The 24,614-nt window shown below is 74.6% G+C and carries 21 protein-coding genes and 1 tRNA gene; 10 read left to right on the forward strand and 12 right to left on the reverse strand.

Annotated elements, in window-relative coordinates:
• The first annotated feature begins 7 nt into the window (after positions 1–7).
• Positions 8–241 carry a chaplin gene (locus IE177_RS05430; protein WP_190013585.1) on the forward strand — a complete coding sequence of 78 codons (234 nt, stop codon included), beginning with the start codon at positions 8–10 and terminating at the stop codon, positions 239–241.
• 240 nt (positions 242–481) lie between these two features.
• Positions 482–1,789, forward strand: coding sequence for a glycoside hydrolase family 26 protein (locus IE177_RS05435; protein WP_190013586.1), 1,308 nt, complete (start codon positions 482–484; stop codon positions 1,787–1,789).
• Positions 1,790–1,795: 6 nt separating this feature from the next.
• On the opposite strand, the gene IE177_RS05440 is transcribed toward IE177_RS05435, so the two are convergent.
• The 8 genes from IE177_RS05440 to IE177_RS05475 form a co-directional block, all read right to left on the reverse strand.
• Complete coding sequence (locus IE177_RS05440; RefSeq protein WP_190013587.1) at positions 1,796–2,920, reverse strand: GNAT family N-acetyltransferase; 1,125 nt, start codon at positions 2,918–2,920, stop codon at positions 1,796–1,798.
• A complete protein-coding gene (locus IE177_RS05445; RefSeq protein WP_190013588.1) occupies positions 2,917–3,570 on the reverse strand; it encodes a YveK family protein in 654 nt (217 codons plus the stop codon). Before IE177_RS05445 ends, IE177_RS05440 begins: the two co-directional genes overlap by 4 nt.
• Positions 3,567–4,724, reverse strand: a complete 1,158-nt coding sequence (locus IE177_RS05450) for a glycosyltransferase (RefSeq protein ID WP_190013589.1) — start codon at positions 4,722–4,724, stop codon at positions 3,567–3,569. The genes IE177_RS05445 and IE177_RS05450 overlap by 4 nt, the downstream gene beginning before the upstream one ends.
• Entirely contained in the window at positions 4,721–5,413 is a 693-nt protein-coding gene (locus IE177_RS05455) for a polysaccharide deacetylase family protein (protein WP_190013590.1), read from the reverse strand. The genes IE177_RS05450 and IE177_RS05455 overlap by 4 nt, the downstream gene beginning before the upstream one ends.
• Positions 5,414–5,465: 52 nt before the next feature.
• Entirely contained in the window at positions 5,466–7,298 is a 1,833-nt protein-coding gene (murJ, locus tag IE177_RS05460) for a murein biosynthesis integral membrane protein MurJ (protein WP_229815904.1), read from the reverse strand.
• Positions 7,299–8,047: 749 nt separating this feature from the next.
• Positions 8,048–9,409: an O-antigen ligase family protein gene (locus tag IE177_RS05465; RefSeq protein WP_190013591.1), complete on the reverse strand. Its 1,362-nt coding sequence runs from the start codon at positions 9,407–9,409 to the stop codon at positions 8,048–8,050.
• A 3-nt stretch (positions 9,410–9,412) separates the two neighbouring features.
• On the reverse strand, positions 9,413–10,831 hold the full coding sequence (locus IE177_RS05470; RefSeq protein WP_190013592.1) for an exopolysaccharide biosynthesis polyprenyl glycosylphosphotransferase: 1,419 nt from the start codon (positions 10,829–10,831) through the stop codon (positions 9,413–9,415).
• Positions 10,828–12,096 carry a glycosyltransferase gene (locus IE177_RS05475; protein WP_190013593.1) on the reverse strand — a complete coding sequence of 423 codons (1,269 nt, stop codon included), beginning with the start codon at positions 12,094–12,096 and terminating at the stop codon, positions 10,828–10,830. Before IE177_RS05475 ends, IE177_RS05470 begins: the two co-directional genes overlap by 4 nt.
• 363 nt (positions 12,097–12,459) lie before the next feature.
• On the opposite strand from IE177_RS05475, the gene IE177_RS05480 reads away from it, so the two are divergent.
• From IE177_RS05480 to IE177_RS05505, 6 genes are all read left to right on the forward strand, one after another.
• Positions 12,460–12,699, forward strand: a complete 240-nt coding sequence (locus tag IE177_RS05480) for a chaplin (protein WP_190013594.1) — start codon at positions 12,460–12,462, stop codon at positions 12,697–12,699.
• A 169-nt stretch (positions 12,700–12,868) separates the two neighbouring features.
• Positions 12,869–13,690 (forward strand): hypothetical protein, encoded by an 822-nt coding sequence (locus IE177_RS05485; protein ID WP_190013595.1) that lies wholly within the window; start codon positions 12,869–12,871, stop codon positions 13,688–13,690.
• A 136-nt stretch (positions 13,691–13,826) separates the two neighbouring features.
• Positions 13,827–14,114: a hypothetical protein gene (locus tag IE177_RS05490; protein WP_190013596.1), complete on the forward strand. Its 288-nt coding sequence runs from the start codon at positions 13,827–13,829 to the stop codon at positions 14,112–14,114.
• Positions 14,115–14,332: 218 nt separating this feature from the next.
• A complete protein-coding gene (locus tag IE177_RS05495) occupies positions 14,333–14,926 on the forward strand; it encodes a vitamin K epoxide reductase family protein (protein WP_190013597.1) in 594 nt (197 codons plus the stop codon).
• Positions 14,927–15,051: 125 nt separating this feature from the next.
• Complete coding sequence (locus IE177_RS05500) at positions 15,052–15,546, forward strand: tyrosinase family oxidase copper chaperone (protein ID WP_190014094.1); 495 nt, start codon at positions 15,052–15,054, stop codon at positions 15,544–15,546.
• Entirely contained in the window at positions 15,530–16,396 is an 867-nt protein-coding gene (locus tag IE177_RS05505; protein WP_190013598.1) for a tyrosinase family protein, read from the forward strand. Before IE177_RS05500 ends, IE177_RS05505 begins: the two co-directional genes overlap by 17 nt.
• Before the next feature lie 89 nt (positions 16,397–16,485).
• On the opposite strand, the gene IE177_RS05510 is transcribed toward IE177_RS05505, so the two are convergent.
• Positions 16,486–16,725, reverse strand: coding sequence for a chaplin (locus tag IE177_RS05510; RefSeq protein WP_190013599.1), 240 nt, complete (start codon positions 16,723–16,725; stop codon positions 16,486–16,488).
• 192 nt (positions 16,726–16,917) lie between these two features.
• Between IE177_RS05510 and IE177_RS05515 the strand changes: the two genes are divergently transcribed.
• Positions 16,918–17,469, forward strand: coding sequence for a DUF2087 domain-containing protein (locus IE177_RS05515; protein ID WP_190013600.1), 552 nt, complete (start codon positions 16,918–16,920; stop codon positions 17,467–17,469).
• A gap of 7 nt (positions 17,470–17,476) precedes the next feature.
• Here the strand turns inward: IE177_RS05515 and IE177_RS05520 are convergent, their stop codons facing one another.
• From IE177_RS05520 to IE177_RS05530, 3 genes are all read right to left on the reverse strand, one after another.
• Positions 17,477–18,436 (reverse strand): D-2-hydroxyacid dehydrogenase family protein, encoded by a 960-nt coding sequence (locus tag IE177_RS05520; protein WP_190013601.1) that lies wholly within the window; start codon positions 18,434–18,436, stop codon positions 17,477–17,479.
• A gap of 220 nt (positions 18,437–18,656) precedes the next feature.
• On the reverse strand, positions 18,657–20,717 hold the full coding sequence (locus IE177_RS05525; protein ID WP_373305045.1) for a CDP-glycerol glycerophosphotransferase family protein: 2,061 nt from the start codon (positions 20,715–20,717) through the stop codon (positions 18,657–18,659).
• A gap of 243 nt (positions 20,718–20,960) precedes the next feature.
• Positions 20,961–21,036, reverse strand: a tRNA-Arg gene (locus IE177_RS05530).
• A 272-nt stretch (positions 21,037–21,308) separates the two neighbouring features.
• Between IE177_RS05530 and IE177_RS05535 the strand changes: the two genes are divergently transcribed.
• Positions 21,309–22,916, forward strand: a complete 1,608-nt coding sequence (locus IE177_RS05535; RefSeq protein ID WP_190013603.1) for a dynamin family protein — start codon at positions 21,309–21,311, stop codon at positions 22,914–22,916.
• Positions 22,917–24,614 lie beyond the last annotated feature (1,698 nt).

Consider the following 24,614-nt stretch of genomic DNA (forward strand, 5'->3'; position numbering starts at 1 on the left):
AACATCCATGAAGAAGAGCGCTGTCGTCGTCGCGGGTGCCGTTCTAGCCCTGGGGCTGGGCGGGCCCGCCTTCGCCGACACCGGGGCCAAGGCCGAGGCCGTCGCCACCAACTCGCCGGGCATCCTGTCGGGCAACGTCACCCAGGTGCCGATCAGCATCCCGATCAACATCTGCGGCAACTCGATCAACGCCGCCGCCGCCCTGAACCCGGCGTTCGGCAACATCTGCATCAACCGCTGACGGCGCGGCAACGTCCGACGCCCGTCCCTTGCCCGGCCGGTCCCGGACCTTCGGGTCCCCTCCCGGGGCCGGCCGCCCGACGCGCGGCCACCGCCGTGACCCCGCCCGCCCCTCCATTCGCCCGTGCGGGCGTCCGGACCGCCTGAAAGCCGTAGCCGGACTGGCGGAACGCCCGCCGGCATGACTGTGTGTCAGTAACGCCACAGGCGCGAACACAGTCGAGCGGAGAGGGGAGCAGACATGGCTCCACAGCAGCGACGGGACCGCGTCCGGCGGCGGGTTCTGGTCTCGTTGGCGGCGGTCGCCGTCTCGGTCGCCCTGGCGGCCGGTCCCGGTCGCGCGGCAGGCGTCGCCCCGGCCGCCGCCGGCCCGCCCGCTCCCACGCCGACCTCCCCGGCGCGCACCGAGTCCGGCGTCCCGCCCTTCGGCGCCTTCCTCGACTCCGGGCCGCTCGGGGTGGTGCGCATGAGCGAGCTGAGCCGCTGGCTCGGCGGGACGGACCTGAAGGTCGCCCACACCTATCTGCCCGGCGGCAGATGGCGGGACATCGAGGGCCGGCCCGGCTTCCTGGACCACTGGGCGCGGTGGCGGCTGCAGAAGGCCGACCGGACGCTCGTGCTCAACGTGCCCATGCAGGAACGCAACGAGGAGGGCCTCTCCGACGCCGAAGTGCGGGGGCTGCTGCGGCAGGCCGCGTCCGGGGCGTTCGACGACCACTTCCGGACCCTCGCCGAGCGGCTGGTGCGGCTGGGGGTGCCGGACACGGTGATCGTGCTCGGCTGGGAGATGAACGGCACCACCTACAGCCACCGCTGCGGACCGGACCCCCAGGCCTGGAAGACGTACTGGGACCGGATCGTCACCACCATGCGTTCGGTGCCGGGCCAGAGGTTCCGGTTCGACTTCACGCCGAGCCGCGGCCTGGACGCCGTACCGTGGACCGAGTGCTATCCCGGGGACGACACGGTCGACATCATCGGCATGGACTCCTACGACCAGCCGGCCGGGCTGTCCTTCGACGAACAGGTGACCGAGCCCTACGGCCTCCAGCAGCACGTGGACTTCGCGAAGGCCCACGGAAAGCCGATCTCCTACCCGGAGTGGGGGCTGTTCCGCAACGGTGACGACGCCGAGTACATGAGCCGCATGCTCGCCTGGATCGACGAGCACGAACCGCTGTACAACACGCTCACCGACTACTGCCCGCACGGCGTGTGGCAGTGTGCTCAGAACCCGAGGTCGGCGCAGGTGTACCGGGCGGCGCTGTACGACCGCACGGGCCCGGCGACCCCGGCTCCCACCCCCACGCCCGACGGGACACCCACGCCGCCGTCGGCCCCGGCCACGACTCCGGTCCCGGCGCCCACGTCGAGCCCCGCCCCGGCGTCGGCTTCGAGCCCGGCACCGGAGGCCACGCCCGAGGCGGCGCCCACCGCCACCCCGAAGCCGCCGGCCGGCTGCTCGCCACCGGACCTGGACGACTGGACCGAGTTCTGGCTCGCCGGAAGGCACTGCACACGCCTGGACTGGTGGTCGCCGGGCCACTGAGGAGCCCTACTCCCGGCCGCGTTCCCGCCACCGACGCAGCACCTCCTTGCCGTGCCGCCGGCCGGCCGCCTCGCACAGGGCGGCGGTCAGCAGCGGCGCGGTGCGCCGCCGGGCCAGCAGCAGCCGCTGATTGACCACCGGTTCGGGACGCCAGTGGTGCTTGTACGGCTCGTCGCCGCGCAGCAGGCTCAGCGTGCCGTGCCCGCCCGCCCCGGTGTGCTCCGCGCACGCGTCCAGCAGCATCACCGCCACGTCCGCCTTCCGCTCCCGCAGGCCCGGATGGGCGCCGTAGAGATAGCCGCCGGCCAGGCCGCGCGAGAGCAGGGTCACGTCGACGGCCACCACCTCGCCGTCGATTTGGAACTCGGTGACCACCGCGGCCCCGGAGCGCACCATCGGGCCGACCGCACGCACCAGGTGCGCGTGGAACCGGGGCTGCAGGTGCTCCGCCGTCATGTTCCGCCCCCGCCACTGCAGCCGGTGCAGTTGCAGCAGCCGGCTGAGCGCCGCCTCCACCTCCTCGGGCCCGACCGGCCGCCGCTGCACGCCGAGCGCGTTCAGCTTGCGGAGCTTGGCCCGCACCCGCTGGGCCTTGGCCGACGGCAACCGGGCCACCAGCCCGTCCATGGACAGGGCGGGCAGCTCCAGGCACAGGGAGTCGCACAGCCGGCGGCGCGGACCGAGCCAGCGGTCGTAGATCCGCTCCACCGCGCCGCCCGGCCGCACCTCGCGGAAGTCGATCAGCGCCGTACGGGCCGCGTCCGCCAGGGCCCCGGTGAGCGCCTGGGCCGCGCGCCCGTCGTCGCCGTCGTCCAGCAGCAGGTCCGCGTAGTCGGAGACCGCCCCGCCGAGCGGGACCAGTGCGGGCAGCGGCCGGTGGACCAGCATCAGCGGCGCGGCGGCCACCAGTTCGCCGCCCGACCGCACCAGCAGCAGCCTGAGCCGCCCGCGTCCGCCGTACGACAGCCACCACGAGTGCAGCCAGGCGTGGGTCTGGAACGGGGTGGCGGCGGCGCACCGCTCGTACAGCCGTTCCCAGGCCGGGGCCAGCCGGGCGAAGGCGGCCTCGTCGGTGACGCGTTCGACGGTGAGGGCGGGTGACGCGGCACGCGCCGTGTGCGTCGCCGTCACAGCCGGCCGTGCGTGTCGGCGGCGGCGGCCGGCCCGGGCACCGTGGCCGGGCGGGCGGCCTCCTCGGGCCGGCGCCTCGGGCGCACCAGCAGCGCGAGAGCGCCGAGCAGTCCGCCCGCGCTCGCGCCGACCAGACCCGTCACCTCGGCCGGGGCCGAGGCCGGCTCGGTGGGCTTGAGCGCCCGGGAGAACTGCACCAGCTCGACGTGGGTCTCGGCCTTGGTGTCGTTCGCGTGCTGGGTGAGCGCGCGGGCGACCGCGTTGGCCATGTCGGCGGCCCGGGACGGACGGGTGGAGGTGGCCGAGACGGCGACCATCGGGGCGTCCGGCGAGGTCGAGGTGCGGACACTGTCGCGCAGGGTGTCCACCGGTACCCCGGCCCACACCTGCGCGTCGCCGAGCACCGCGAGCTGGGTGGCGACCCGGCCGTAGGCCTGCGCGAAGCCGAGCGCCGTGGCGGTGTCGGCCCGCTCGGTGGGAACGGCGATGACATAGCTGGTCGCCGTGTACGCCGGCGGCTTCAGCACCCCGTAGCCGCCGCCGAGCGCTCCGCCCGCGATAACGCCGGCCGCCACCAGCGACCACGGCGGCAGCGTGCGCCATCGGGAGCGGGGCGCGGTGGGCTGGTGCTGGCTCTGGTTCTCCGTCATGACGGACTTCCTCCCTGCGGGTCCGGGACTTGGGGGGTGGTCGGGGTGAGCGCCGCCGTGTAGACGTCCATGAGCCGGGCGGCGCTGCGGGTGATGCAGTAGTGGCGGGCCGCCTCGGGGGCGGTGCGCGGGCCGGGGCCGGCGGCCCGGACCCCGGCGAGCGCGCGGGCGTAGGCGCCGGCGTCGCACGGGACGCGGGCCGCGTCCGGCGCGGTGCCGGGCGGCAGGTTCTCCAGGGCCGGGCAGGAGGTGTAGCGCACGGGCAGTCCGGCCGCGAGCGCCTCCACGACGGCGAGGCCGAACGCCTCCTCGGGGGACGGCGAGGCGAGCACGTCCATCGCCGACGCCAACGCCGGCAGGTCCGGGCCGGGGGAGCCGTCGGGGACGTAGGGCCGCTCGCCGGTGAACAGCACCCGGTCGGCGATCCCCGCCTCGCGTGCGGCCCGCCGCAGGGCGCCCTCCTCGGGGCCGCCGCCCACCAGCAGCAGCCGGCAGTCGTCCGGCAGCCGGGCGAAGGCGCGGATCAGGACGTCGAAGCGCTTGCCCGGGACGAGCCGGCCGACGCCGCCGACGACGAACGCGCCGGCGGGCAGCCCGAGCCGGTCGCGGGTGCGCAGCCGGGCCGCCGGGTCGAAGGCGAACCGCGCCAGGTCGATGCCGTTGGGCACCACGGCGATGCGCGGCGCGGGGACACCCCAGCGGGCGAGCCGTCCGGCGACCGCCGGGGAGACCGCGACGGTGGCCCGGCCCAGCCGCTCGCCCAGCAGGTACAGGCCGCGCACGCCCGGTGTGAGCGGCCGGCCCTCCATCTGCGTCTCGCCCAGGGAGTGTTCGCTGGCGACGACCGCGCGCACCCCGGCCAGCCGGGCGGCGATCCGGCCGTACAGGCAGGCCCGGTACAGATGGGTGTGCACGAGGTCGTAGCGACCGCGCCGGACCAGCCGGGCCAGCCTGGGCAGCGCGGCCAGGTCCCGGTTGCCGCGCATGCCGAGGTGCGCCACCCGCACCCCGTCCGCCACCAGGCCGTCGGCCACCGGCCCTGGGTCGGTCAGCGTCACCACGTCGCACCGCACCGGCAAGTGTCTGAGCAGCAGGCGCAGTTGCTGCTCGGCACCGCCGACACGGAGCCCGGTGATGACGTGCAGGGCCTTCACCGCAGTCCCGCCACGGGCCGCCGCCGCAGCCGGTGCAGCCGGTACTTCAGCAACAGGCGTACGGCGCCGTCGTGCTGCCCGACGTGCAGGCGCGGCAGCACGTGCGGGCCGCTCAGCTCGCCGGGGTCGATGGCGCAGGCGTAGGAGTAACCGGCGTCCCGTACGGCGTCCATGACGCGCCGGTCGACCGTGCCGTACGGGTAGCAGAAACCGGCCGCCGGGACGCCGGTCAGCTCCTCCAGCAGCGCCCGGCTCTCCACGGTCTCGGCCTTGAGGAGGGTGTCGTCGGCCCGCGTGAGGTCGACGTGGGTGAGGCCGTGCGAGCCGATCTCCATGCCCGCGCCGGCGGCGCGCCGGACGCCGTCGGCGGTGAGCAGCGGCTTGCGCGGGCCCAGCGGGTCCCAGGCGTTGTCGCCGCCGAGCCGGCCGGGCAGCACGAAGAGGGTGGCCGTGCACTTCCACCGGGTGAGGACCGGCAGGGCGTTGTCGAGGAAGTCGGTGTATCCGTCGTCGAAGGTGAGGCCGACCAGTCCCCGGCCCTCCCCCCGCGCCCGGGCGGCGAGCAGCTCGGCCACCGACACCCCGCGCAGCCCCCGCCGGCGCAACCAGCGCAGCTGCCGGTCCAGCCGCTCGGGGGTGACGGTGACGCGGTACGGGTCGTCGGAGCAGTCGCCCACCGAGTGGTACATGGCGATCCACGGGACCGGACCCGTTCTGGCCCGCCGCGGCGGCGGGGCGGTGTCAGCGCAGGGCATGAGTGAGCCTTCGGGTGCGGGTGCGTAGGAAACGGAATGCGTGGGCGAGGCCCTGGACGCCCAGGGCCCAGCCGAGCAGGACGAACACGAGGGTCACGGTGAGGCCCCCGGCGGCGAGCCCGGCGAGCGGCCCCGACGGCAGGCTCGCGGCGAACCCGCCGGCCACGGCGGCGACCGTCGCCGCCCGCAGCGGCCTGGTCAGCTCGTGCAGCACGCGCCGGGCCCGCACGGGCACGCCGCGGCGGCCCATCCCCGCGAGCAGCAGGACGGCGGTGACGGTGATGCCGGCGGCGTTGGCGGCGGCGATCCCCAGGACGCCCCAGGAGCCGACGCTCCAGACGGCGGTCCAGGTCGTCGCGACGATGCCCGCGGCCATCGCGGCGACCGGGTACCAGGTGGCACGGCCTGCCGAGAAGTAGGAGCGGACCAGGACGCCCGTCAGGGTCTGGGCGAGCAGCCCGAGCGCGTAGACGCGCATCACGCCGGCGGTCGCCGCGGTGTCCGCGGCCGTGAACGCGCCACGCTGGAACAGCAGGCCGATCAGCTGCGGGGCGCAGGCCACGACCGCCGCCGCGCCGAGCAGCACCAGCGTGGCGGCCACCGCCAGGTCCCGCTCCACCCGTTCCCGGGCCCGCTCGGTGTCGCCCTCGGCCAGGGCCCGCGCCACCACCGGGAAGGTGACCGTGCACAGCATCGTCGACAGCGTCATCGGGATCTGGGCGACCTTCTGCGCGTAGTTCAGGTGCGAGATGGCCCCGGCGGGCAGGCCGGCGGCGACGAACCGCTCGATGAGCACCTGTGACTGCCGGCACAGCGCGAACAGCAGCACGGTGGCCAGCAGCGGCACGTCCATCGGCTGCGCCGCCTTCGGGCCCCCCTCGCCGGCACGGCGGTGCCGCACCTCCCTGAGCAGCGAGGGCAGCTGGACCAGCACCATCAGGAAGCCGCCCGCCGCGACACCGAACGCGGCCGAGCGCACGCCCCAGCGGTCGCCGAGGGCGTACATCGCCGTGATGATGCCGGCGTTGTAGGCGAGGTAGATGGCGGCCGGCGCCCAGAACCGCCGGTGCGCCCTGAGGGCGGCGCTGCAGTACCCGGCGAGGCCGAAGCTCAGGACACATGTCGCCGTGAGCCGGGTGCAGTCGGCCGCGAGGCCACGGTCGGGCAGGCCCGGCGCGAGCACCCCGACGAACTGCGGCGCGGCCAGTGCGAGCAGCGCGCCCACCGCCGCGAACGCCAGCGCCAGCCGGGGCAGGGTGCCGGCGACCAGCGAGCGGACGGGGTCCCCGGGAGCGCCCTGGGCGCGGCGGGCCAGCGCCATGCTGAACGCCGGGACCAGCGCGAACGCCAGCCCGTCCTCGATGAGGAGCGTCGCCGCGAACTCCGGCACGGTCCAGGCGACCAGGAAGGCGTCGGTGTCGGTCCCGGCCCCGAACAACCGGGCCAGCGACTGGTCCCGGACGAGCCCCAGCAGCGCCGCCGCGACCGTGAGCCCGGCGGTGACGAACGCGGCCTTGGCAAGGAACCGGCCGGTGGGCGGGGTGCGGTCGGGATCGGTGGGGGCGGGGCGGGGGCTGCCGTCGGGTACGGCGGTCAGAAGCCGGGGGCCGCGCCCGGTTCCGGCGGCGGGCTGGTCCCCGGACCCGTTCCCGGCGACGGCGGCCTGGGACCCGTGCTCGCGCTCGGTGACGGCGCCCAGAGCCTCGGACTCGAAGTCGGACTCGGACTCGAAGTCGGCAGGAGACGCGGCGGCCGGGGCCACCGGCACGCCGGCCCGACCGCCGCCGGAAGCCGCCGTTTCCGGCGGCGTTCCCGGCATTGCGTCCGGTGTCGATTCCGGTGTGGGTTGCGGCGTCGGGACAGCGTCCGCCGGCGCGTGAGGCCGACCGGTCTCCGGCAGCGGTCCCGGCATCGCGTGCGCCGGATCGGCGTCCGGCACCGGTTTCGGCATCGCGTCCGTCGGCGGGTGCGGCGGGTCGGCGTCCACCTCCGGCGTGGCGTCCCCCGTCGGGGCGTGCGCCGGCTCGGGCCGGGGCCCTGGCACCCCGTTCGCCGGTGTGTGCGCGGGACGGGCTTCCGGCTCCGCCGCCGTCCCCGGCGCCGCGCCCGTCGGCGTAGGTGCCGACACGGTGTCCGGCGCCGGTTCCGGCTCCCGTACCGCGTCAGCCGGCGTGTGCCCCGGCACGGTGCCCGGGTCCGGCGCCGAGTCCGTGTGCGCGTCGTCGTGCGCTTCCGCGTCGTGCGCTTCCGCGTCGTGCGCGCCCGTGTCCGCGTCCGCGGACGGAGGGCAGGCGCCTGGGCTCGCCGCGGTGTCCGGCGCCGGTCCCCGCGGTGTGTGTGCCGGCGCCGGTTCCGGCTCCCGCAACGCGTTCGCCGGTGTGTGTGCCGGGCCGGTGTGCGGGTCCGGCATCGCGTTCCGCCGGGTCGCCGCCGGACCGGCGTCCGGGTCCGGTGGCGCGTCCGCCGGTCTGGCTCTCGGGGCCGGCAGGGCCTCCGTCGCCGGCCCGGGGGCCGTACCTGACGCCGGACGCGGGGTTCCGCCCGCCTCCGGTGTGGGGCCGTCGGGCCTCATCGCAGGGCCGCCTTCCCGGTCGGCGTGTCCAGGTCGCTCGGTTCGGCGGCGGCCTCGCCCGCAGTGGCCCGATCGGCGCCGAGCAGGGCCCACCAGGCGGTCAGGCCGAAGCACACCGCGGTCAGCACGGTCGAGGGGCCGCCGATGTCGGCGTACACGAAGTCCACGAGCTGCCAGACCAGCAGGCCGCAGGCGACCAGCGCGCACTCCAGGCCGTGGCCGCCGGCCGCACGGGTCCGCCGCAGTCCGCGCAGGGCGCACACCAGCAGGGCCAGCCAGCCGCCCGCGAGGCACAGCAGGCCGATCAGGCCCTGTTCGCCGAGGACCAGCAGGTACATGTTGTGCGGGGAGAGCAGCGGCTGTTTGCGGTAGGCGGTTCCGGCGCCCTCGGTGTCGCTGCCGGAGGACAGCGCGAGCGAGGCGTGCCCGTCGCGGTACTCGGGGAATCCCTTGAGCCCCACGCCGGTCAGCGGGTGCCCCCGCCACATGTCGGTGGCCGCCGCCCACATCGTGTACCGGTCGGTGACCGACTGGTCGGGTGCGTCGGTGACCTGGGTGATGCTGTCGATCCGCTCCTGCAGCATCGCCGTACCCACCCCGAGGCCGCCCAGGAGGACCACGCACGAGGCCGCCACGACCGCGCCCACCCGCAGCGCCCGGCGCACGCCGGTCAGCACCAGCTGGACGGCGAGCGTGACGGCGGTGGCGATCCAGGCGCCGCGGCTGAAGGAGAGGGCGAGTGGGAGGACCAGCGCGACGGCACAGGCGGCGGCGACCGCGCGGTCCCGTACCGCCGAGCGTCCCAGCGCCAGACCCACCGCGCACACCAGGCCGAAGGACACCACCGTCGCCATGCCCATCACGTCCGTCGCCCCGAAGGTGCCGACCGCACGGACCTGCTCGCCCCGGTAGGAGGCGCCGGTCCCGGTCAGGTACTGGTGCACGCCGATCCCGCCCTGCCACAGCGCGAGGCCCACCAGCGACCAGGCCAGCAGCCGGAAGTCGCCCCGCCCGCGGACGAGGAGCACGACGGCCGCGGGGACGAGGACGAACACCTGGAGGTAGCGGCCGAGACCGGTGACGCCGGCGCCGGGTGAGAGCGCGTTCATCGCGGCAACCGAGACGCCGAGCACCGGCAGACCGAGGACCAGCGCCGCGGTCGGAGTCAGCGGCCGCCGCCGCTCGCGCAGCAGCCGTACGGCGCAGTAGCCGACGACCAGCGCGGAGAGCGCGTCCGCCGGGCCCGCGCCGCCCTCGCCCTCGGGCGCGATCGGGAGCGCGAGCAGGGCGACCACGGCCACCACGGACAGCACCGGGGAGGGGCGCGGCGGCCGGCGCCGCGGCAGGACCTGGGCCATCGGTCAGCTTCCCGTCGAGCGCACGAGCGCGGCCGCGGTGCGCAGCAGGATGCAGACGTCCTGCCACAGCGACCAGTTGTCGATGTAGGCGTTGTCGAACCGGGCCCGGTCCTCGATGGAGGTGTCCCCGCGCAGCCCGTTGATCTGGGCGAGCCCGGTGATGCCGGTCTGCATGCGGTGACGGGCCGCGTAGCCCGGGTAGGTCTGGCTGAACTGGGTCACGAAGTAGGGCCGTTCGGGGCGCGGGCCCACCAGGCTCATGTCACCCCGGAAGACGTTCCACAGCTGGAGCAGCTCGTCGAGCGAGCTCTGTCTCAGGAAGCGGCAGAAAGGGCTCATCCGCCGCTCGCCGGCCACGCTCCAGCGGGTGGCCGACTCGTGCTCGTCGACCGGGCGGTGGGTGCGGAACTTCAGCAGGGTGAACGGGCGGCCGTCCTTGCCGATGCGCTTCTGCCGGAAGACCACGCCGGGGCCCTCGGTGAGCCGCAGTACGACCGCGCACACCAGCAGCAGCGGGCTGACCAGTACCAGCAGCGTCCCGGACACCACGCCGTCCAGCAGCCGCTTGCCGACGTCCGTGCGCCGGTGCGAGCCCAGGTGCAGCCGGCGCACGGCGAACCCGGCGAGCCGGTCGCGCACCGTGTACGCCGGGCAGTCCGTGTCCACCTCCCACACCGTGCAGCCCGACTCGGCGAGCGCCCGCAGCAGCGGGCCCTGCTCGGTGGGCACGGCCGGGTGCACGGTGAGCACCACGCGCACGCCGTTCTGGATCAGCGCCCGCTCCACCTCCTCGCCGGTGGTGAGCACCGGCAACCGGTCGCTGCCGTCCGGGTGCTCCGCGACGACGCCGACGGGCCGAACCCCGCAGCACGGGTGCCGCAGCAGGGCGGCGGCCACCCGCTGCGCGGTCGCGGCCGGCCCGACCACCAGGGCGGTGCGCGGGCGGCGCAGCAACGCGACCCTGCGGCGCCAGTGCACCAGGCTCCGGCCCGCGCAGGCCGCCATCACGTGCAGCGTCCAGCCGAGCAGCAGGGTCCGTGCGGACAGGGCGCGCCCGGGGGCGTGCGCGGCGAGCAGCGCGGCGAGAGCCAGCCAGACCACCGCGATCCGCCCGCTCACCGCGGGGAGTTCGTCGAGCACGCCGGACACCGGCCGGGCGGAACGCGGGCGCAGCAGCAGCGCGCCGCACATCAGGAAGGCCACCGGCAGCGGGCGGGCGAGCCCGCCCAGCGCGGCCCCGCCCGTGGGCGCGGCGAGCAGGTCGGCGGCGAGCAGCGGCAGTGACGAGGCGGCCCGCTCGGGCCGGCGCCGCAGCGGTAACCCGGAGCCGCTGCCGGCGCGGGGCGGCAGGACCGAGACGGACGAGAGCCCGTGGTCCCACGGTTGCCTGCCGGGGGAGGGGACGGTACTTTCCGCGGTCACGGCTGAATGGACTCCCTGCACTCGGAGGGCACGCGCGGTCGCGCGCCCAGGAGTTCGCGGTACACGGCCGCGACCTGTTCGGCGGTGTGCCGCACGTCGTGCGTGGACAGGACGTGCCGGTGTCCCTGAGCGGCGAGCGCCGTGCGCAGCGACGGGTCGGACAGCAGCGCGGTGACGGCACCGGCCAGTGCGGCGGGGTCCTCCGGGGGGACCAGGCAGCGCGCGGCGAGGGCGGTGGGCAGGCTCTCGCGGGCGCCGTCGACGTCGGTGACGACCACGGGCCGCCCGCAGCCGAGCGCCTCCAGCGGGGCGAGCGCCATGCCCTCCCAGCGCGAGGGCAGCACCACCAGGTCGGCGGCCCGGTACCAGGGCACGACGTCGCCGACCGCGCCGGCGAACCGCACGGAGGGGTGGGCGCTTCGCCGCAGGGCCGCACGGTCCGGTCCGTCCCCGACGAGCACCAGCCGGGCGTCCGGAACCGCGTCGAGGACGTCCGCCCAGGCCCGCAGCAGCACGTCCTGGCCCTTCTGCCGGCACAGCCGTCCGACGCAGAGCACGACGGGCGCGCCGGGGTCGAGGTCGGGCAGCACGGCGGCACGGTCGGGTCCGGACGGCACGGTGGCGGGAGTGGCGGAGTCCGTGCGGGAGGGCGAGCCGTTCACCGCGGTGGGCGGCGAGCCGTTCACCGCGTCGCGGGGTGGGGCGGGGGCCGTCGGCCCGGGGTGGAAGCGGTCGAGATCGATGCCGTTCGGGATGACGGTGTACGGGGCGTGCACCCCGGCGCGTCGGCCGGTCGCGCGCTCCGCCTCGCTGACGCACACCACCCGGTCCGCCCAGCGCGCCCCCAGGCGTTCCCAGCGCAGCGCGAGCGCCGCGGTGAGCCCGCCGACCGCCTCGAACGACCAGGCGTGCGGCTGGAACACGGTCGGCACGCGTCCCCGGACGGCGAGCCGGCCGGCCAGGCCGGCCTTGGCGCTGTGCGCGTGCACAAGTTCGGGCCGTACCTCATCGATCAGGTGTACGAGCCGCCGTACCTCGCCCGGCAGGCCCGGACCGGGGGACCGGCCGGCCCGCCAGTCCCGCACCTCGGCGCCCAGCCGCCGCAGGTCGGCGCCCAGTTCTCCGCCGGGACAGGCCACCGTGACGTGCAGACCCGCCGCGAGCTGGGCCCGTGCCAGGTCCCTCACGACTGTGGCGACCCCGCCGTCGACGGGCTGCACGAGGTGCAGGATCCGCAGCCGGGGGTCGGGTGCCGACTGGTGCATTCGCGGATTACCTCGCTCACGGGTGCGCTCGGGACTGCGGTCGGGATCGCGCATCACTACCGGGCGCACACGACGACGCGGAGTGCGCCGGTCGCCGCTTCCCCCGGTGCAAACGAGCCGGGAGCCCGGCTGGTCACCACCGCGCCGCAGAGCCGTGCGGGATCGAACAACGCCGGAGCCATGACCTCGTGAGCGTGTCACCCATGCTGTGTGTAGTTGCTCTCCGGCGGACTTCGCGTGCCGCCCCGCAGAGGACGCCGTGCACATCACCCCTTCGGCGGCACAACCCTTGGGGGCGTCACGCGTTGACACAGCACCGGGCATCCGCCCGCATGTTGTGTCGATTTCAAGGAGCATTTCTCCATGTCGCGTATCGCGAAGGGCCTGGTCCTGACCTCCGCCGCCGTCGCGGCCGTCGCCGGTGGCGTCGGTGTGGCCTCCGCCGACTCCGGCGCGAGCGGCGCCGCCGCCCACTCGCCGGGCGTGCTGTCGGGCAATGTCGTCCAGGTTCCGGTCCACGTGCCGGTGAACGTCTGCGGCAACACCGTGGACGTCATCGCCGCGCTGAACCCGACGTTCGGCAACGTCTGCGTCAACGACTGACGTCGCGCCTCACCCCTTGTGCCGGCCGTCCGCCCCGCGAACCCCCGCGGGGCGGACGGCCGGTTTCACTCACCCGGTTGCATCACTCGGGGCATTCGAGCGGTTGCGGAACGTGACAGGTGAACTGACGGTGGGCTGAGGTACCGATGTCCACCGAAAGGGAACCCTCATGCGTGGTCTGCCGCCGCGGCGTCTCGCGTCCACCGTCCTCTGTGCCGCGGTCCTGGTCGGCGTCACCGGCCCCGCCGTCGCCGTCACCGACTCGGCACGGGAGCGCGCCCACGCCGCCCACCGGGCGCCCGTACCCGATGTCGAGAAGCTGCTGGCCCAGGTCAGAGCCCTGGGTGCCACCAACACCGTCTTCACTCCGGTCGTCGACCTGCTCGACCAGTCACTGACGAAGGGCACGCTGCCCGCCGACCAGGCCGCACGGCTCGGTGAGGCGGCGAAGAAGGCCGTCGCCCAGGCCGCGGCGGACCCGGCGCCCACGGCCTCCGCCGCCTCCGGCACGCCGGCGGCACCGGCCGCGCCCACGGCGTCCGCCTCTCCGACGGCGCCCCCCGTCTCGGTCCCGCCGGCGGGATCCGCCAGTCCCGGGGCGTCCGCGCCGCCGGACGCGGCGGCCAGCCCGTCGCTGTCGGCGGCCGCGGCGGCGAAGCGGGGCGACGACGCCAAGCAGCCCGCGGCCCGCGACGCCGTCGACGACCTGGTCACCGCACTGGACCAGGCGATCGACAGACTCGTCGACGCCATCACCGCCGACGCCGACCAGACGGTCTCATCGGCGGAGGACGCCGCGGACGCCGCCGGCGCCGCCGCGGACACCGACGCCGACGCCGCCGACCAGGTGGCCACATCGGTCGCCGACGTGGTGAACGACCTCCTCGACCTCATCGACTCGTCCCTCGGCGACGCCACGACCTCGCTCCCCTCGACGACCGCCCTGCCGTCACTGGAGCTGCTGCCGGCCCCGGCGCTGTCACTGGACTGACACGCACCGCGGGGGCGCGCCTTCCAGGCATCTCATATGTCTTGTCCGGTCGGGGTTTCCGACCCGGCCGGAACTCGTTGGGCACGGTGTCGGACATTCCCCGGGGTGACGCCAAGTCGCCGAAGAAAGGAACACGATGAAGTCCCTGAAGGCTGCCGCCGTGGTCGCCGGTTCCGTGGCACTTGCCGGCGTCGCCGCGCCCGCGTTCGCCCAGAGCGCCCCCGGCCTGCCGCCCACGAGCCTCAACGGCGCCGTCGGCACCATCGCCGAACACCCCCCGACGGTCAAGGACCTGATGCCGGTGCAGCACCAGTCGGACGCGCTCGACACCGAGAACAAGGACTCCGTGCTGCACACCGCCAAGGGCGCCACCGAGTCCCTCAACCAGCCCCGGCTGCTCGGCGGCCTGCCCATGCACGGCTGACGCCCCCGCACACACGGGCCGGTACGCACCCGCCGTACCGGCCCGTGGTCGTGACCGGGTATCGCCGTGACCGTCTCGGCCGCGACCAGGCATCGCCGTGACCGGTCGTCGTCGGGCCCGGTGCGAGGTCCCCCGATCGTGTGGAGGGGCGCGGGACTCTGCTCCGGACGGGTGAGGAGCCGCCGGGGCGCCCCACGGGCCGTCGGTATGGTCGCGCGGTGACCTCAGCACCCAGCGCAGCGGGCGGCAGCCGCGCGTTCGCCCTGCTGCTCGTGCTCACGGGCGCGGCCGGCCTGCTCGCGTCCTGGGTCATCACCCTCGACAAGTTCAAGCTGCTGGAGAACCCCGCCTTCGTGCCGGGGTGCAGCCTGAACCCCGTGGTGTCCTGCGGCAGCGTGATGAAGAGCGCCCAGGCCTCGGTGTTCGGTTTCCCCAACCCGATCCTGGGACTGGTGGCCTACGGCATCGTCGTCTGCGTGGGCGTGAGCCTGCTCGCCGGTGCCCGCTTCCCCGGCTGGTACTGGCTGCTCTTCGACGCCGGCTGCCTGTTCGGGGTCGGGTTCGTCTCCTGGCTGCAGTTCCAGTCGCTGTACCGGATCAACGCGCTGTGCCTGTGGTGCTGCCTGGCCTGGACCGCGACGATCCTGATGTTCTGGTACGTCACGTCCCTCTGCGTGCGCGACGGCTTCCTGCCCGCTCCCGCGTGGCTGCGATCGTTCTTCGCCGAGTTCACCTGGGTGCCTCCGCTGCTGCACATCGGTGTCGTCGGCATGCTCGTGCTGACCCGCTGGTGGGACTTCTGGACGGGCTGATCCGCCCGCCCCGGCCCGCCGGCCCCCGACGGCGTGGCCGCACGGCCGTCCGGTGTGACCCGGGCCGCCCTTCGCCGGTTACCGGTACGGACAGGATCCGGGTCTTGGACGAGGAGGAGTGCGCGATGGTCGTCGGTGCCGGCGGAGTGGCGGTGGGCACGGAACAGCGGGTCACAGCGGCGGCACACAGACCGTCACGCCGGGAGGCGGCACGGGGGCTGCTGGTCTCGGCCGCCGCCCTGGCACTGGCCCCGGCCGTCGCCGACTCCGGGCCGGCGCGACCGGCCGGGGATTTCCGCGGCGGAGCCTTCGACGAGACCTACCGGGGCCGCCGGATCCGGGGGTCCTGGGTGCCGGACCCGGCGGGGCCGGAGGCCGGCGGCGCCTGGCGGATCGCCGTCGACGGCCGTCCGCTGCACCTGATGCGCCGGGCCGACGGCACCTGGCTGAGCATGCTCGACCACTACACGTCGTATCCGACGCCGCTGGCGGCGACCCGGGCCGCCGTGGACCAGATCGGCCCCCGGCAACGGCTGCGCGCACCGGCGCCGGGCCCGGACGGCGGCGAACACACCGGTGGCCACACGCACATGGGGGGACGGCATGGCGTACCTGCGTAAGAACGTCCGTACGCTCACCGCCGGCGAGCGGCGGCGGTTCGTCGACGCGCTGCTGACCGTCAAGCGGCGCGGCGAGTACGACGAGTTCGTGCGGCTGCACATCGACTACTACACCGCCGACGGCGAGGACGGTCTGCGTGCCGCCCACATGGCCCCGTCCTTCCTGCCCTGGCACCGCCGGTTCCTGCTGGAACTGGAGCGGGCGCTGCGCCGCGTGGACTCCTCGGTGACGGTGCCGTACTGGGACTGGACCCGGGACCGCACGACGGCCTCCGTGCCCTGGACGCGGGACCTGCTCGGCGGTGACGGGCGGCGCCCGGACCGGCAGGTGATGACGGGACCGTTCGCCTACGCGGCGGGCCACTGGACCCTCAGGGAGGGCGTCACGGACGCCGCGTTCCTCACCCGCGACCTCGGCGGCTCCGACGACCACCTGGAGCTGCCCACCGGCGGCGAACTGCGACGGGCGCTCGACGACCCGGTCTACGACGCGTGGCCCTGGAACTCCACCGTCCGCCATGGATTCCGCAACAAGCTGGAGGGCTGGGGCAGCGGCACCGGCAGCGCCTCCTGGCACAACCACAACCGGGTGCACCGCTGGGTCGGCGGTGCGATGCTCGGCGGCGCGTCGGTCAACGACCCGGTGTTCTGGCTGCACCACGCCTTCGTGGACCTGCAGTGGCACCGCTGGCAGAGCGCCCACCGGGACGGCCGCTACCTGCCCGAGGGGCCGCCCGGCGCCGGCGACGAGCAGCACGGCCGGGTCGTGGCCCGGCACGACAGGCTCCCGCCGTGGGACGAGACGCCGGACCAGTTGGAGGACGTGAGCCGGATCTACCGGTACGCGTGAGGCCCGGGACGACGAAGGGTCCCGGCGCTCGGAGCGCCGGGACCCTCGACTGCGTTTCGGTCCGGCTCAGCCGCCGTAGCCCTGGTCGTCTAGTCGTTGACGCAGACGTTGCCGATCGCCGGGTTCAGCGCGCCGACCACGTTGACCGTGTTCCCGCACACGTTGACCGGGATGTGGACCGGAGCCTGGACCACGTTGCCGGACAGCACGCCCGGCGAGTGGGCGGCCGCGCCCTGGGCACCCGCGTCGGCCATGGCCAGCCCGGCGCCGCTGACCACCACGGCACCGGTGCCGAGGACGACGGCGGCTGCCTTCGCGATGCGAGACATCACGTTCTCCTTCTGTAGCTCGATGACGTGCGGCGGCGGACGGCCGCCGCACTCCCCCTTCAACGGCGCCGCACCGGTCCGGTCACGGTGATCGACGAGGGATCACCCTTTCACGGCAACGGCGGCCGCCCACGGCACGGGCCCGGCGATATTCGGGGGCGCCGGGCGGCGGCGGTGGCCTAGCCTCCGGCCATGGAAACCGATGACCTCCCCGGGACGGCCGAACGGTCCCGGCAGCTGATCGGCCTGCTCGCCGATGAGCGGCGCCTGCGCGCCTTCGCCGCCGTGGCGCTGGGCGCGGACAGCGCCGAGCGGGTCGCCGAGGCGACCGGCCTCGCGGCGAAGGACACGTCCCTGGCACTGCTCAGGCTGCGCGAGCAGGGTGCCCTCACCGTGCGGGCGGACGGTGCCCTCGCCGTCTCCTACGACCTCCTGCGCGAGCTGGCCCGGCAGGAGCGGCCCACGCGGCCGTCCGGGGGCGACGTGCTGGCCACCTTCGTGCGCGACGGCAGGCTGGTGAGGCTGCCGGCCCAGTGGACCCGCAAGAAGCTGGTGCTGCGGCACATCGCCGAGCAGACCTTCGAGCCGGGTGTGGAGTATCCGGAACGCGTGGTGAACGAACGCCTGAGGGCCTGGTGCGAGGCGTCCGACGAGATCGACCATGTGACGCTCCGGCGCTACCTGGTCGACCTCCACCATCTGCGCCGGAGCGAGGGAGTCTACGAACGTCTGGCGGACGCCTGACCGTGCCTCAGGGCAGGCGCCGTACCGGGGAGCCCGCCAGGTAGGCCCGGATGTTCTCCACCGCCTGGCCGTAGTACGCCGCGAAGTTGGCCCGCGAGACGTAGCCGAGGTGGGGCGTGGCGAGCAGGCGGGGCGCGGTGCGCATCGGGTGGCCGGAGGGCAGCGGCTCGATGTCGAAGACGTCGACGCCGGCACCCGCGATCCGGCCCTCGTGCAGCGCCGTCAGCAGGGCGTCCTGGTCGACGATGGCCGCGCGCGAGGTGTTCACCAGATAGGCGGTCGGCTTCATCAGGGCCAGCTCCGCGGCGCCGACGAGGCCCCGGGTGCGCTCGCCCAGCGCCAGGTGGACGGAGACGAAGTCGCTGCCGGCCAGCAGCTCCTCCTTGGAGGCGGCCAGTTCGACGCCCGCCTCCGCGGCGCGCTCCGCGGTGAGGTTCTGGCTCCACGCGCTGACCCGCATGCCGAAGGCGAGCCCGACCCGGGCGACACGGCTGCCGATCCGGCCGAGCCCGAGCAGACCCAGCCGGGCACCGTGCAGGTCGGCGCCGACGGTGGACTGCCAGGGGCCGCCGGCGCGCAGTGCGGTGCTCTCCTCGACGACGCCGCGGGCGAGGCCCAGCAGCAGCGCCCAGGTCAGCTCGACCGGCGGGGTGCCCGAACTCGCCGTGCCGCACACGGTGACGCCGTGCGCGTCCGCGGCGGCGTAGTCGATGACGCTGTTGCGCATGCCGGAGGCGATGAGCAGCTTCAGCCGGGGGAGGCGGGCGATCAGCGAGCCGGGGAAGGCGACGCGTTCGCGCAGGGTGACGACGATGTCGTAGCCGGCGAGGGCCTCGGCGAGGGCTTCCTCGCCGTGGAGGTGCTCGCGCAGCGCGACGACCTCGACCTCGTCCTCGATCACCGACCAGTCGGCCATCCGGGTGGCCACGCCCTGGTAGTCGTCCAGCACCGCACAGCGAAGTCCCACGTCGCCTCTCGCCTCCCACGGTCGCGAAGGTTCCGACGGCGACTCTAACGGCTGGTCAGAAACGAGGTGCGAGGAGGGTTCCGCGGGAAGCGGGAAGCGGGAAGCGGGAAGCGGGAAGTCGGGAGCCGGGAGCGGGGGAGCGGCGGCGGTCCGGCCGGGCCGGACGAGAAATCCCCCGGAGCGGTGCGCTCCGGGGGATTTCGGCGTACACGTCCGGGCCTCAGCCCTTGAGGTGCCCGCTGTTGAGCTTCGCGTCGTTCTCCCGCTGGCTGGGGATCACCGGAAGCGCTCGAACGGCCATGCCCGCGCGGTGTGCGTCGGCCGCCTCGCACAGCGCGCGGGACGCGTCGTTGAAGCGGACGACGGACGGCGGGTCGGAGGGGCCGAGCAGGTGCAGCTTGAGGTCGGTGCGGGCCTCGGCGTAGGGGTCGTTCTCGGGGTGGCGCACGGAGTCCAGCAGGGCCGGTACGCCGGAGGCGTCCGGGGTGAGGACGGCACCCGCCCGGACGGTGGGGAAGGCGGCGCGGAAGTCCTGCTCCGTGAGACCGCTGGTGTTGGTGACCGCGTACGGCTTCTCGCTCGCCAGGTAGTCGGAGATGACGCTGGAGACGTCGCTGATCAGCAGGTCGGCCATGTTGAAGCAGCCGTAGACGGTCGGCCGCGGCCCCGTGACGATCTGGTGCTCCCACACCGGGAACGAGGCCCAGAACGCAGCCTCCCAGGCGGCGCTCGCGGCGGCCACGGCGGCGGCCCGGCCGGGCTCCGGAGCCGTCTGGAGCAGCATGCGCTCCACGTCGTCCGCGCTGTCCCGGAAGGAGGCCGTGGTCAGCCGGTCCAGGTCGGCGGCCCGGCGGGTCAGTTCCGCCGCCGCGGACGGCGCGGGCCGCCCGTCGGTGTGCTGCGCGGCACGGGAGACGTTCGCGGCGCGGATCATCTCCTGGATCCGGACGTTCGCCGCGCCCGCGCGGGGATCGACCGAGCCGGTCAGCGGGTGCGGCTTGTACAGCAGCCGGACCGCCGGGTCGGCGAGCAGCGCGCGGACGATGTTCTCGCCGGCCTCGACGACCGAGGTGTTGCCCGGGTTGCCGTCCCAGCCCTCCCACGTCGGGGCGTACAGGACCGTGGTGTACGCGCCGGTGGGCGCGCCGGCGTACGGCTGGATCGCGTCCAGCTGCGGGCGCCCGATCTCCACGATGTCCCTGTCGTCGACGCCCACGTCGGCCAGGGCGTACCGCTCGCGCGCCGCGGGACCGGCCACCCACACCTCGTCGTACGCCTTCGCGTACGGGTTGCAGCTGGAGAGCTTGTCGCTCTCGCCGTGGTTGACGAAGGCGTGCTTGATGGTGGGGATGCGCAGCACCTGCGAGGTCTTGCCCGAGTTCGACGGGTGGATCAGCATCTTCAGCGTGGAGTGCTCCAGCCGCATCAGATCGGCGACCTTCGGCAGGCACACGATCGGGATGTCGGTGGACGCGATCTTCCTCACCATGAAGCGCTCACGCAGCACGATCAGCGGGCGGCCCTCCAGCCGGGCCAGCGGCTCCAGCCACATGTTCGCCTGGTAGGCCGAGCTGTTGCCGCCGGAGAAGTACATGCCGACCGTCGGCTGGTACTCCGCGAGCCAGGCCTCGAACCACTCCAGCGCCTGCTCGCTCGTCGCCGGCCTGCGGCCCGGCAGCAGCCGTACCGCCAGCGTGACGAAGGCCACCACTCCGGCGGCGACGGACAGGGCGACACCGGCGGCGGCCCACCGGGCCGAGCCGGTGGCGGCGGTGGCCAGCAGGCCCGCCGTCGCGGGCAGGGCGAACGCGAGGAGCCGCTGTCCGGACCGGCGCATGAGCAGTGCCGGGGGAGCGGCGCTCAGCCGCAGCGCCGAGGCGTCGATGTTGCGGGTCACCACGGGCAGGGTGCGGGTGCGGCGCACCTGGATCGCCAGCGCCTGGCAGGCGAAGTGCAGGGCGTAGAAGACGAGCAGGCCGCAGACGAGGACCAGGTACCGCTGCTCGTCGTGCTGTTCCTCGATCCGCAGCAGACCGGTCACCAGCAGGAGGTCACGGACGACCTGCCGCACGGTCACGGTCGCGTGCAGCTTCCCGAGGGTGGCGGCCAGGCTCCGCTGCCACCGGTGCAGGGCGACGTCCGCCGCCAGCCCGGTGGCGGTGGCGGCCGCGAGCAGCGGGACGCTCGGCAGGAGGGCACCCACTGCCTGAACGGTGAACGACAGGGCGAGCACCGTTGGTAGGAGGAGGCGTGCCGCCGCGGTACGCAACCGGGCGGGCAAGGGCGATGCTGACACTTCGCGAGCTCCAGGAAACTCGACATCCTCGAGACCGGACTTGCTGAACGGCGCGGATCTTGCCGCGGCCGGAAGCCGATGCGTATGGATGTTCTCTCTTCAGGCAGGTGGTCGGACTTTACCCGTGCCGCCGCCTCCTTGGCAGCTCGGTGGCCTGGAACACAAGGATGTGCGTCTTGTGTGACCGGACAGCCAAAGGGGCCCTTCCTCCTTGGGAAGGGCGGATTCTGGCGCCCCCGGCAGGACTCGAACCTGCGGCCAAGCGCTTAGAAGGCGCCTGCTCTATCCACTGAGCTACGGGGGCCGGCTGCGGTGACAAGGATAGGGCTCCCGGTTCCCTGACCCTGTCGCTTCGCCTCCATGGCTCGATGTGGAGGTTCGGTGAAGCGGTCCCGATAATCGCAGGCGGGTACGAATCGTGCACCGCTTTTGGCGTCCGACGCACCGGGTGTTGTGCACTCGTTATGCCTGGCCTGTGCCCATGTCCCGGTCGTCCCTTACGTCCGATCTGCCACGTCGGCACGCAGACATGTCTATATGCTTCAGAATTCCCCTAAAATTGGGCATTCTTCGCATGTGGTGACCTTGGACGTACGGCCTCAGCTGCTCGACACACTTTCCGCTCTGCGCGACCGTGTCGCCGCCGCACGCTTTCCGCTGCCCCTGGCCGGGGCCCCACGCGCGCGTGCCAACCGCGACGAACTCCTCGCGCAGCTCGACGACTACCTGCTGCCCCGGCTACGAGAGCCGGAGGCGCCGCTGCTGGCCGTCGTCGGCGGCTCCACCGGCGCGGGCAAGTCGACGCTCGTCAACTCCCTCGTCGGCCGGCGCGTGAGCGAGTCGGGCGTACTGCGCCCGACGACCCGCACGCCGGTCCTCGTCTGCAATCCGGAGGACCATCACTGGTTCAGTAACCTGCGCGTGCTGCCCCAGCTCACACGAGTGTGGGCGCCCCACCGGGACGCACCCGAGGACCTCATGGTCCGCGGCGCGGACTCCAGACGCCTGCTGCGCGTCGAGACCGCCGACACCGTCCCGCGCGGGATCGCCCTCCTCGACGCCCCCGACATCGACTCCCTGATCGCCGACAACCGCGTCCTCGCCGCCGAACTCATCTGCGCCGCCGACGTCTGGATCATGGTCACCACGGCCGCCCGCTACGCCGACGCCGTCCCCTGGCACATGCTGCGCACCGCCAAGGAGTACGACGTGACCCTCGTCACCGTCCTGGACCGGGTCCCCCACCAGGTCGTGTCGGAGGTCTCACGGCAGTACGGCGCCCTGCTCACCAAGTCCGGACTCGGCGACGTGCCCCGGTTCACGGTGCCCGAGCTGCCCGAGTCGGCGTGGGGCGCGGGCCTGCTGCCCGCCTCCGCCGTCGCCTCGCTGCGGACCTGGCTCGTCCACCACGCCCAGGACGCCTCCGCCCGCCACCAGGCCATGGTGCGCACGGCCAACGGCGTCCTCGGCTCGCTCACGGCCCGCATGCCCGAGCTGGCGAGCTCCGCGGCCGCCCAGTACGCCGCCGCCCTCCGGCTCACCTCCGCCGTGGACTCCGCCTACGACACCGAGCACACACGCGTTCACGACCGTCTGCAGTCCGGTGCCGTCCTCTCCGGAGACGCCCTCAAACGCTGGCGGGCCTTCCCGCTGGACTGCACCGCCGGTGAACTGCTCAGCGCCCTCGTGGAGAGTCTGGGCGCACTCCTGCTGTGCTCCGTCACCGCCGCCGACGAGCGCGTCGACGAGGCCTGGCGGCACGAACCCGCCTCCGCCGCCCCGGGACTCGCCCACCGCGACACCTCCCTGGAGAACGCCGAACACCGCATCGGCCTCGCGGTACGGCGCTGGCGGCGCGAGCTGGAGGAGTTCGCCGAGGACGAGGTGCGGGAGCTGGAGCGCACGGTCGCGCCCGACTCCGAGGCCGTCGCCGCCCTGGTCGCCACCGCGCTGCTGGGCGGACGCCGGGCGCGCAACGCGGGCGAGGCGCTCGCCGAGCGGCTCGGCGCCCACGGCGCCCTCCGGTTGCGCGACCGGTCCGGGCGGCTGCTCACCGAACACGTGGACCGCGTCATGCACGCCGAACGTGAGCGGCGCCTCGCTCCGATCGACGCGCTGGACGTCCGCCCCGAACAGCAGGCGGATCTCATCGCCGCGCTGTCCGTACTGCAGAAGGAGAGGTGACCGGTGACCGCCGTCACTGACCAGGATCACATGGACCACACGGGTGACACCGACCACACGGGGCGCACGAACACGGGCGACACCGACCGCGCGGGGCGCATGAGTACGGGCGACACCGACGGCACGGGGCGCATGAACACGGGCGACACCGACGGCGCGGGGCGCATGGTTACGGGTTACCCCGACCGCAGGGGGCGCACGGACAAGGACACCGACGCGACGCGTCCGGACCCGGACGACGGTGCGGGGTACGGCCGTGACGCGAGCGGTGTGGGTGAGGGCCACGCGGGAGAGAGCCGCGCGGGGGACGGCGTGGCCGAAGGCGGCACCGGCCAGGCCCCGGCCGAGGGCCGCACCGGACGGAGCGCGGGGTGGGGCGGCGCGGAACGCGGGGTGGCCGATGGGCGGGTGGGATACGGCACCGGCGAGGTGAGGGTCGGATACGTCCCGGGCGATCGCCGGGGGGCCCGTGAGGTGGACGAGGACCGCGGGGGTCAGGTCGCGGGACGAGGTGATGTGGAACACGGCGCGGGGGAAGGGCACGTGGGTCGTGGCACCGGTGACGGCCGCGCGGAGTTCGGTGCGGAGGAGGGCCGCCCTCGGCGGGAAGCAGGGGACGTTCCCGTGGTTCACGGTCGCGCGGTGCGCGGTGCGGACGAGGGTCACGCGGGCCACGGCACGGGCGACGACCGCGTGGACCGCGGGGGTGTCGGTGCGGGCCGCGCCGGCCTCGGCACGGGCCACGACCGCGCGGGTCACGGCCCTGCGGAGCGCGGTGCGGACGAAGGGGACGCGATCCGTGGCAGCGGCGGCGGTCGCGTGGGCCACGGTCGCGGGGATTCCCGTCTCCACGGTGGTTTCGACGCGACGGCGGGACCGGTCGGGCGCGGTGACCACGTGGACCCCGGGGCGGGTCCGGCCTTCGGGCGCGGTGCCGCGGGGTCCGGGGCGGGCGGTGACGGCTCGACGGGGCCTGTCGCGCGCACCGGGGAGGGCGGCACGGGCGACGGGGCGACCGGCGAGGGCCGGCCGCTGAACGAGGGGCCCGCCCGCCGTTTCGCCGGTGGCGGCGGTGCCGCCGTCGCACCGGCCACCGCCGCCGGGGACGGGGACACGGACAGCGGACGGGAGGCGCGGGAAGCGGCGCCGAGCGCACGGGACTTGGCGGGCCAGGCGCCCAACGAGCGGCACGCACACGTGGATGAGGAGACCGCCGGCCGATTCGTGTTCCCACGCGGGCAGGGTGCCGCCACCCCGGACGCCGGGCCACGCCTCTGCGCCCCGAAACCGCGCCCCACGGACGACTCGCCGCAACTACGCCCGACCGAGGAGTCCCATGCTCCGCGTCCGCCGAGGGAGCCGCTGCGCTTCCTGGCCGTCGGGGAGCCGCCGACCCGTGACACCGCCCTGGAAACCCGGGGTGCCGAGGAGCAGCCGAACCCCGGGGACCCCGAGGACTCGCCGAGACTCCGGGCTCTGGAGGAACTGCTGAGGCCGCGAGCCGCCGAGGAAGCGCTGAGGCCGCGGGCCGCCGAGGTGGCCCCGAGGCCCCGGGCCGCCAGGGATCTTCCTGGTTCCCACCCCACCGACGAGCACCCCGAACCCCGGCCCTTCGACGGCGAACCGCATCCACGCACCGCCGGAACGGACCCGCACCCCGGCCCCGCCAACGAGGTCCCGAAGTCCCGCGCCGCGGAG

It is taken from the genome of Streptomyces lucensis JCM 4490 (assembly GCF_014650035.1).
GTDB classification, from domain to species: domain Bacteria; phylum Actinomycetota; class Actinomycetes; order Streptomycetales; family Streptomycetaceae; genus Streptomyces; species Streptomyces lucensis.

Excerpts from the sequence above, each read along its gene's own strand:
- IE177_RS05430 (WP_190013585.1), top strand. The coding sequence starts at position 8 with ATGAAGAAGAGCGCTGTCGTCGTCGCGGGTGCCGTTCTAGCCCTGGGG.
- IE177_RS05435 (WP_190013586.1), top strand. The coding sequence starts at position 482 with ATGGCTCCACAGCAGCGACGGGACCGCGTCCGGCGGCGGGTTCTGGTC.
- IE177_RS05445 (WP_190013588.1), bottom strand. The coding sequence starts at position 3,570 with ATGACGGAGAACCAGAGCCAGCACCAGCCCACCGCGCCCCGCTCCCGA.
- IE177_RS05455 (WP_190013590.1), bottom strand. The coding sequence starts at position 5,413 with ATGTACCACTCGGTGGGCGACTGCTCCGACGACCCGTACCGCGTCACC.
- murJ (WP_229815904.1), bottom strand. The coding sequence starts at position 7,298 with ATGCCGGGAACGCCGCCGGAAACGGCGGCTTCCGGCGGCGGTCGGGCC.
- IE177_RS05465 (WP_190013591.1), bottom strand. The coding sequence starts at position 9,409 with ATGGCCCAGGTCCTGCCGCGGCGCCGGCCGCCGCGCCCCTCCCCGGTG.
- IE177_RS05475 (WP_190013593.1), bottom strand. The coding sequence starts at position 12,096 with ATGCACCAGTCGGCACCCGACCCCCGGCTGCGGATCCTGCACCTCGTG.
- IE177_RS05480 (WP_190013594.1), top strand. The coding sequence starts at position 12,460 with ATGTCGCGTATCGCGAAGGGCCTGGTCCTGACCTCCGCCGCCGTCGCG.
- IE177_RS05485 (WP_190013595.1), top strand. The coding sequence starts at position 12,869 with ATGCGTGGTCTGCCGCCGCGGCGTCTCGCGTCCACCGTCCTCTGTGCC.
- IE177_RS05490 (WP_190013596.1), top strand. The coding sequence starts at position 13,827 with ATGAAGTCCCTGAAGGCTGCCGCCGTGGTCGCCGGTTCCGTGGCACTT.
- IE177_RS05500 (WP_190014094.1), top strand. The coding sequence starts at position 15,052 with ATGGTCGTCGGTGCCGGCGGAGTGGCGGTGGGCACGGAACAGCGGGTC.
- IE177_RS05505 (WP_190013598.1), top strand. The coding sequence starts at position 15,530 with ATGGCGTACCTGCGTAAGAACGTCCGTACGCTCACCGCCGGCGAGCGG.
- IE177_RS05510 (WP_190013599.1), bottom strand. The coding sequence starts at position 16,725 with ATGTCTCGCATCGCGAAGGCAGCCGCCGTCGTCCTCGGCACCGGTGCC.
- IE177_RS05515 (WP_190013600.1), top strand. The coding sequence starts at position 16,918 with ATGGAAACCGATGACCTCCCCGGGACGGCCGAACGGTCCCGGCAGCTG.